We start from the raw sequence: 6,536 nt of genomic DNA, 5'->3' as shown, positions 1-6,536 counted from the left end.
GAGTTCGGTGATCCCCAGTGGCGGCAGACCGGCAGCGGACGAGAGTGCCTCGCTGAACGCCTCGAGATGCGATGCAATGTCGGCGCGCGTGGCCGTCCATGACGCGCGCAACTCCAATTGGTGGGCGCGAGGCGGGCCAGCGATGTCGCCGTACCGTACCGACGTAGTCGAGGTGACGGTGCCACCGAGTGCGGTCACCTCGGGCGAGTCGGCATCATCGCTGACGCCAAGGGCATCGGTCAGCCAGCTCCACGCGACCTCGGGCAACAGTGGATCCATCGCGAGGGCAGCTTCGACCTCGGCCTGAATGTAGGCGACCAGTCGGATGCTGCCGTTCCACGCTTCCTGACCATCGGGGTCGTACAACAGAATTAACCGACCAAACGCGCTTCCCTGCGAATCTGTCGGGACCGATTCGAGATCAGTGTCGTCGGCGAATTGACGTACTTCGGCTCCCACGGCGTAGCTATACGGCGCAAGCCGCTGAGGCGGACGAATCGCACCGACTTCGATCTCCGGACGCACTCGAGCCGCGTGCAGCGATTCGACGGCCGCGCGAAATTCCGTGGGCTCGGTCGCAGCGCCGGAACGAGGCGCACCAGAAGTGGTCACCTGCCAAAAATAGGACTAGGGCAGCGCTGGGCGGTGGAGGCGCGCCGTTGTAGCAGTTGGCTCGATGAAATGTGGGGTTTTCCGGCGGTCGTGGCACAGTAATGGTCGTGGCTGAAGCGAATGCGTCATCGAAACCCCTGATCGCCGCCGCGACCGGCGGAACGCCGAGTCGACGTCCGGTGTGGTTCATGCGGCAGGCCGGACGCTCACTGCCGGAATACCGGGCGATCCGCGCCGACCGCGGGATGCTCGAATCGTGTTTCGACGCCGCACTGGTTTGTGAGATCACCATGCAGCCAGTTCGACGTCACGACGTCGATGCGGCCATCCTGTTCTCCGATATCGTCGTGCCGCTGAAGGCCGCCGGAATCGACCTCGACATCGTCGCGGGTACCGGTCCGGTCGTCGCGCGCCCCGTGCGCAGCGCTGACGACGTCGCCTCGCTCCCACGACTCGATGCGGCCGCGGTCGGCTCGGTCGCGCGGGCCGTCACACTGATCCTCGGCGAACTGACCGATGCCCAGGCCCTTATCGGCTTCGCGGGTGCGCCCTTCACCCTCGCGTCCTATCTCATCGAGGGTGGCCCGAGCCGCACCTATGAGAACACCAAGGCGATGATGCACGGACGGAGCGAATTGTGGCACCAGCTGATGGCTCAGCTCGCCGACATCACGATTGAGTTCCTTCGCGTTCAGCTCGACGCGGGGGTCCACGCGATACAACTTTTCGACTCGTGGGCCGGCACTTTGTCGGTGGCTGACTACCAGACTTACGTCGCGCCGCACAGTGCACGGGTGCTGGCCGAGGTCGCCGAGTACAACGTGCCTCGAATCCACTTTGGCGTCGGTACCGGTGAATTGCTCGCACCGATGGCGCATGTCGGCGCCGACGTCATCGGCGTCGACTGGCGAGTGCCGCTCGACGAGGCCGCGCGGCGTGTCGGGCCGGGTAAAGCCGTGCAGGGCAACCTCGACCCGACATTGCTATTCGCCGGCCCCGACGTCGTCGAGGCGGAAGTCCGTCGAATCATCCGTGACGGTGAGAAGGCCATTGACGCCGGTGCCATCGGCCACATCTTCAATCTCGGACATGGCGTATTACCGCCAACCGACCCCGACGTGCTGACCCGCACCGTCGAATTGGTCCATCAGTTGTGACCGTGCGTCTCGCGATCATCGGCGGTGGGCTCTCGGGCCTGACCGCCGCGTACGTCGCGCGACGCACGTTGGGATCGGATGCGGTCATCGATGTCTACGAGCGCGACGAACGTCCGGGCGGGATACTTCGGTCGGCATCGGTGGCCGGGAGGCAAGTCGACGTCGGTGCGGAAGCATTCGTCGTCCGTCGCCCCGAGGCCGTCGCGCTGATCGCCGAATTGGGTCTTGCCGATCAAGTTGTATCGCCGAGCGGTCACCGGCCCGCGGTTTGGGCAGGCGAGCGGTTGCACGCGCTGCCATCGCCATCGTTGATGGGGATCCCGGCAAATGCGGCCGCGGTCGGGGATCTCGTCGATGACAGCGATCGTGTGCGTATCGACGCTGAACGACATCGTCGACTCGGCTGGGCGCCGGGAACCGACATGTCGGTCGGGGAGTTGATCGACGACAGGTTCGGGCCGGCGGTCACCGCACGTAGCGTCGACCCGATGCTCGGTGGGGTGTACTCCAGCCTCTCTGCCGATATCGGTGTGCGCGAGGCTATTCCGGCGCTCGCGGCTCGGCTCGACGCGGGCGCGTCAAGCGTGACCGAGGCCGTCACCGGTCTTCTACCGTCAGCTAGCACCGCTCCGGTCTTCGGCGCGGTGCGCGGCGGCTATCGCGTGGTGGTCGATCGACTAGCAGAAGCGTCTGGCGCGCACTGGCATTGCGGTAGTGCTCCGGCGTTGTCGGGTGTGCCCGGTGATTGGCAGGTCGGCGGGAACGCATACGACGGGGTCGTCGTCGCGTTGCCCGCGCCCGATGCGGCGCGGCTGCTAGCCGATACCGTGCCCGACGCCGCGGCCGAGCTAGGCAAGGTGGCGATGGCGGGATCGGCGCTGGTTGCACTGGCGCTTGCGCCGGGCATCGAGCTGCCGGAGAATTCCGGTGTACTCGTGGCCACCGGGGAGTCTTTGCGCGCCAAGGCTTTCACCTTCAGTTCGCGCAAGTGGCCGCATTACGAAGGCTCCGGCGCGGTGTGGGTGCGCGCATCTTTCGGTCGCTACACACAGCCGGTGACTGCCGACGACGAAATGTTGATCGATTGGGCGACAAAAGATCTCGCGCATGTTTGCGAAGTCGCGGGGTTTCCGATCGACAGCGCGCCGATCGACGCGGTCGTCCAACGCTGGCCCAGCGGCTTGCCGGTGTACGCACCCGGCCATCAGGCGTCGATGATGCGAGTACTGGCAGCCCGACCGGCGGGCATGGGATTCGCCGGGGCTGCCTACCAGGGCGTCGGGGTGCCCGCATGTATCGCCCAGGCGCGTGCGGCCGTAGCGGCGGTGGTCGCCGACCGGAGCACCTAGGCGCGCAGTCCCGCACTGGCGACGAGGGCGAAATCTGTCATATCGGCAATAAGTTGTTCCACTTCGGCGGCGGACATGGAATTGTCGCTGCGGTCCAGCGCGTCGCTGATCAAATCGAATAGGCCGCCGATGACAGCGATCGCGAGCATGCGTTGTCGCGTTTTGTCGCCAGTGTGGCCGAAGTGCCGCCAGACTGCCAGTACGAGTTCGGCGGATTGCCGCCGATTTGCGCGACGTTGACGGTCGATGGTCGGGGAGATTCCGGCGGCCTGACCGAAGGTTACGGTGGCGACCCGTGGATCGTCGAGTAGTGCGGCGGCGAGTGTGGAAATGACGTGTCGGGTGCCCACATGCTCGTCGGCCGGCAGGTCGGTGACGGCCGTGGTCACCTGCGCGACGATGGCATTTGTGTTGCGCTGCAACAGTTCTAGATAGCACGCCTCTTTGGTGGTGAAGTTCTCATAGAACGCCTTATTGCCGACGAAGGCGGTCTGGCACAGAGTTTCGATCGACGTGTTCGCATAGCCATCGCGAGCGAAGAGTTCCAGTGCGGTGTCGAGAATCAGTTCGCGTCGCTGCTGCGCGCGTTCGGTGGCATCAAGTCCACGGATGCGGCGACCTGCAATGGGTGGTTCCGATGAGGTTCTACTCGTCACGAGTTTGAGTATACGGACCAATTATGAACAAGAGGCCTTGTTAAGAACAGGAGAGTGTGCTGTACTCCTCTCGTGATTCGGAGAGAGATGCGCCACATCGTGGCGGCGCTAATGACTGTCATCACCGTGTTTGCGACCTCGGGAGCGGTGGCATCGGCGGCGCCGTTTCCAAAGTCGTTCCCGCCCAATCAGAATCAGCTCCCACAGTTGCCAAGCGAACCTGATATCTACAAACTGCTGCCGATTAAGAGTCCTGATGTTGACCCCTGGTATCGCGATCCGGCCAATATCGCCGGGTATAAGCCCGGCCAGATTGTGCGAACGCGACAGGTGCAGACCCGTGTCGCGGGGATTCCTTTCCCGGTCTACACAAAACAGCTGCTGTATCGCTCGGAGAACGTCCACGGTGCTCCCATCGTCACCGCTACGACAGTGATTGTGCCCGGAATTCCGTGGCAAGGGAGCGCCCGGCCGGTGGTGTCCTTCCAAGAGGCGATCGACTCGACGGATTCGTCCTGCAATCCGTCACATACGTTGCAACTCGGCACTTTTAAGGAAGCCAGCCTCGCGATCTATTGGCTCGCACAGGGTTTCGCGGTCAACGTCCCAGACTTCGATGGCAAGTTCAACACTTTCAACACCTGGGACGAGGGCAAAATGGTCCTCGATAGTCTGCGCGCGGTGAAGAATGATCGGACGCTCGGTCTTCGTAAATCCGGGATCGCGCTCTACGGCTATTCCGGTGGCGGCTCAGGATCGATTCGTGCGGCCTCGTTGCGTAAGAGTTATGCGCCCGACATTAAGCTGCTCGGCACCGCTATCGGCGGAACGCCCGGAGATCTGGTGGCGCAAGCCAAATACGCGATGGTCAATCAGCCGGGCGTGACCGGCATCAGCAACTTCACCATGTGGCTAGGATTCGCGGCGTTGTCGCGGGAGTACCCCGAAGCCTTCAACGCCAAAAAGTTGCTGACCCCAGCCGGACAGAAGTTGGTAGCCGATCTATCGAGCCGCTGCGTCTACACGGCTGCTATGACCGGGATGTGGCGACCGATCAGTGAGTACTTCCGCCCCGGCATGTCCTTGGCGACCCAACCCGACGTAATGAAGGTGTTGCGAGACAACAGTCTTGACAAACACATCGCGGATTCGCCCATTCTCTGGTTCCACGGCATCTGGGATGAGCTGATCCCACCAAGCAAGGTGGTGATACCAACGGTACGTAAGTACCGCGCGGCTGGCGCAGACCTTAGATTCGTGACGATCCCGTTGCCCGAGCATGTCGTCAACGCCGGCGTCGGATGGCTACCGGCGCAGACCTGGATCAGTGCGGTTCTCCGCGGCATCGATCCGGGACCGACCTTCATGCTCGACTATCCCGCGCCACTGCCGAAAGGGTTCCCGGGCGCATGAGGACCTTCAACCTCGTTGGACTGCGGCGGCTCCTGCTAGTTCTCCTATCGGCGGTGTTGCTCAGCGGCGTCGGTGCCACCACCGCGATGGCCGCACCGTTTCCGCGAACCTTCCCGCCGAACCAGAATCAACTACCTGACTTGCCGAAAGAACGCGATATTTATCGTGCGTTGCCCATCAAGACTCCAGCCGCTGATCGGTGGTACGAGGATCCGTCGAATCTCGACCGAATGAAACCAGGGCAGATCATCCGCAGTCGGGTCGTACAGACCCGCCTCCTCGGTATCCCGGTGCCGGTCTTCAGCAAGCAATTGTTGTTCCGGTCGACCGACATCCATGGGAAAGCGATCGCGACGGCGACCACGATCATCATTCCAGGCATACCGTGGGTCGGTAGTCCACGCCCGGTGATTTCCTTCCAGGAGGCGATCGATGCGGCCGACTCCTCGTGCAATCCATCGCATACCTTGCAGACTGGAACCTTCAAAGAGATTGCACTGCTGCAGTATTGGGTCGCCCAGGGGTTCGCGTTCAACATCCCCGATTTTGACGGGAAGGACAACACCTGGCTGACTCGCGACGAGGGCCACATGGTTTTGGACAGCTTGCGGGCGATGAAGAATGACAGGTCATTGAACCTGTCGCAATCGGGGATCGGGCTATACGGCTTTTCCGGTGGCGCGCTCGGGAGTATTCAAGCGGCCGAGTTGCGTAAGTCGTACGCGCCCGACGTGAAGATCAAAGCCGCGGCGTTCGGTGGTGCACCAGCCGACTTCGTGGCGCTGTCGAAGTATGCGGGAGTGCGACGGCCCGGGGTAACCGGGGTTAACAGCTTCACCATGTGGTTGGGCATGGCTGGACTGGCGAAGGCCTACCCGCGAGAGATCGATCCCAAGCGACTTCTCACCGTCGAAGGACAGCGGATTCTGGCGAATCTGTCTGGGCGTTGTGTGTACACCGCAGCGGCTACCGGGATGTACCGACCGATCAACGAGTACTACGCCCCGGGATCGAAAGGTATCAACGACCCTGCGGTACAACAGATCTTGCGGAAGAATAGTCCGGGCCAGCAGGTACCCGATATCCCGTTGCTGTGGTGGAACGGCATCTGGGACGAGTTGATCCCAACCGAAGCCATTGTGCCGGTGGTTAATGACTACTGGCGGCGTGGAGCCGATCTACGCTACTACACGATGCCGGTCCCCGAACATATCGCCAACGCGGTTGCTGGGTGGCCACCTGCCGTTGCGTGGCTATCGGCGGTATTGCGTGGGCTCAACCCGGGACCCAAATTCAAATTCGACTATCCGTCACCACTGCCGCCGGGCTTTCCCGGGCGCTGACCCAAG

Annotated in this window: 6 protein-coding genes; 4 read left to right on the top strand and 2 right to left on the bottom strand. The window is 62.7% G+C overall.

The features are described 5' to 3' along the window. Positions 1–612 (bottom strand): DUF3000 domain-containing protein (locus tag GOEFS_RS09285; RefSeq protein ID WP_040524809.1); only part of this gene is annotated, 612 nt, incomplete at its 3' end. 101 nt (positions 613–713) lie between these two features. On the opposite strand from GOEFS_RS09285, the gene hemE reads away from it, so the two are divergent. Next, entirely contained in the window at positions 714–1,769 is a 1,056-nt protein-coding gene (hemE, locus tag GOEFS_RS09280; protein ID WP_007317641.1) for a uroporphyrinogen decarboxylase, read from the top strand. Next, positions 1,766–3,118: an FAD-dependent oxidoreductase gene (locus GOEFS_RS09275; RefSeq protein ID WP_007317640.1), complete on the top strand. Its 1,353-nt coding sequence runs from the start codon at positions 1,766–1,768 to the stop codon at positions 3,116–3,118. Before hemE ends, GOEFS_RS09275 begins: the two co-directional genes overlap by 4 nt. Here the strand turns inward: GOEFS_RS09275 and GOEFS_RS09270 are convergent. Then, on the bottom strand, positions 3,115–3,774 hold the full coding sequence (locus tag GOEFS_RS09270; RefSeq protein ID WP_138917947.1) for a TetR/AcrR family transcriptional regulator: 660 nt from the start codon (positions 3,772–3,774) through the stop codon (positions 3,115–3,117). The genes GOEFS_RS09275 and GOEFS_RS09270 overlap by 4 nt on opposite strands. Positions 3,775–3,861: 87 nt before the next feature. On the opposite strand from GOEFS_RS09270, the gene GOEFS_RS09265 reads away from it, so the two are divergent. Next, the gene (locus GOEFS_RS09265; RefSeq protein ID WP_007317638.1) at positions 3,862–5,187 is read left to right on the top strand and encodes a lipase family protein; all 1,326 of its coding nucleotides are present in this window, start codon (positions 3,862–3,864) and stop codon (positions 5,185–5,187) included. Then, a complete protein-coding gene (locus GOEFS_RS09260) occupies positions 5,184–6,530 on the top strand; it encodes a lipase family protein (protein ID WP_007317637.1) in 1,347 nt (448 codons plus the stop codon). The genes GOEFS_RS09265 and GOEFS_RS09260 overlap by 4 nt, the downstream gene beginning before the upstream one ends. Positions 6,531–6,536 lie beyond the last annotated feature (6 nt).

It is taken from the genome of Gordonia effusa NBRC 100432 (assembly GCF_000241305.1).
Lineage (GTDB): Bacteria > Actinomycetota > Actinomycetes > Mycobacteriales > Mycobacteriaceae > Gordonia > Gordonia effusa.
Note: the sequence above shows the minus strand (reverse complement) of the source record. Positions and strands in the feature narration are given on the sequence as shown.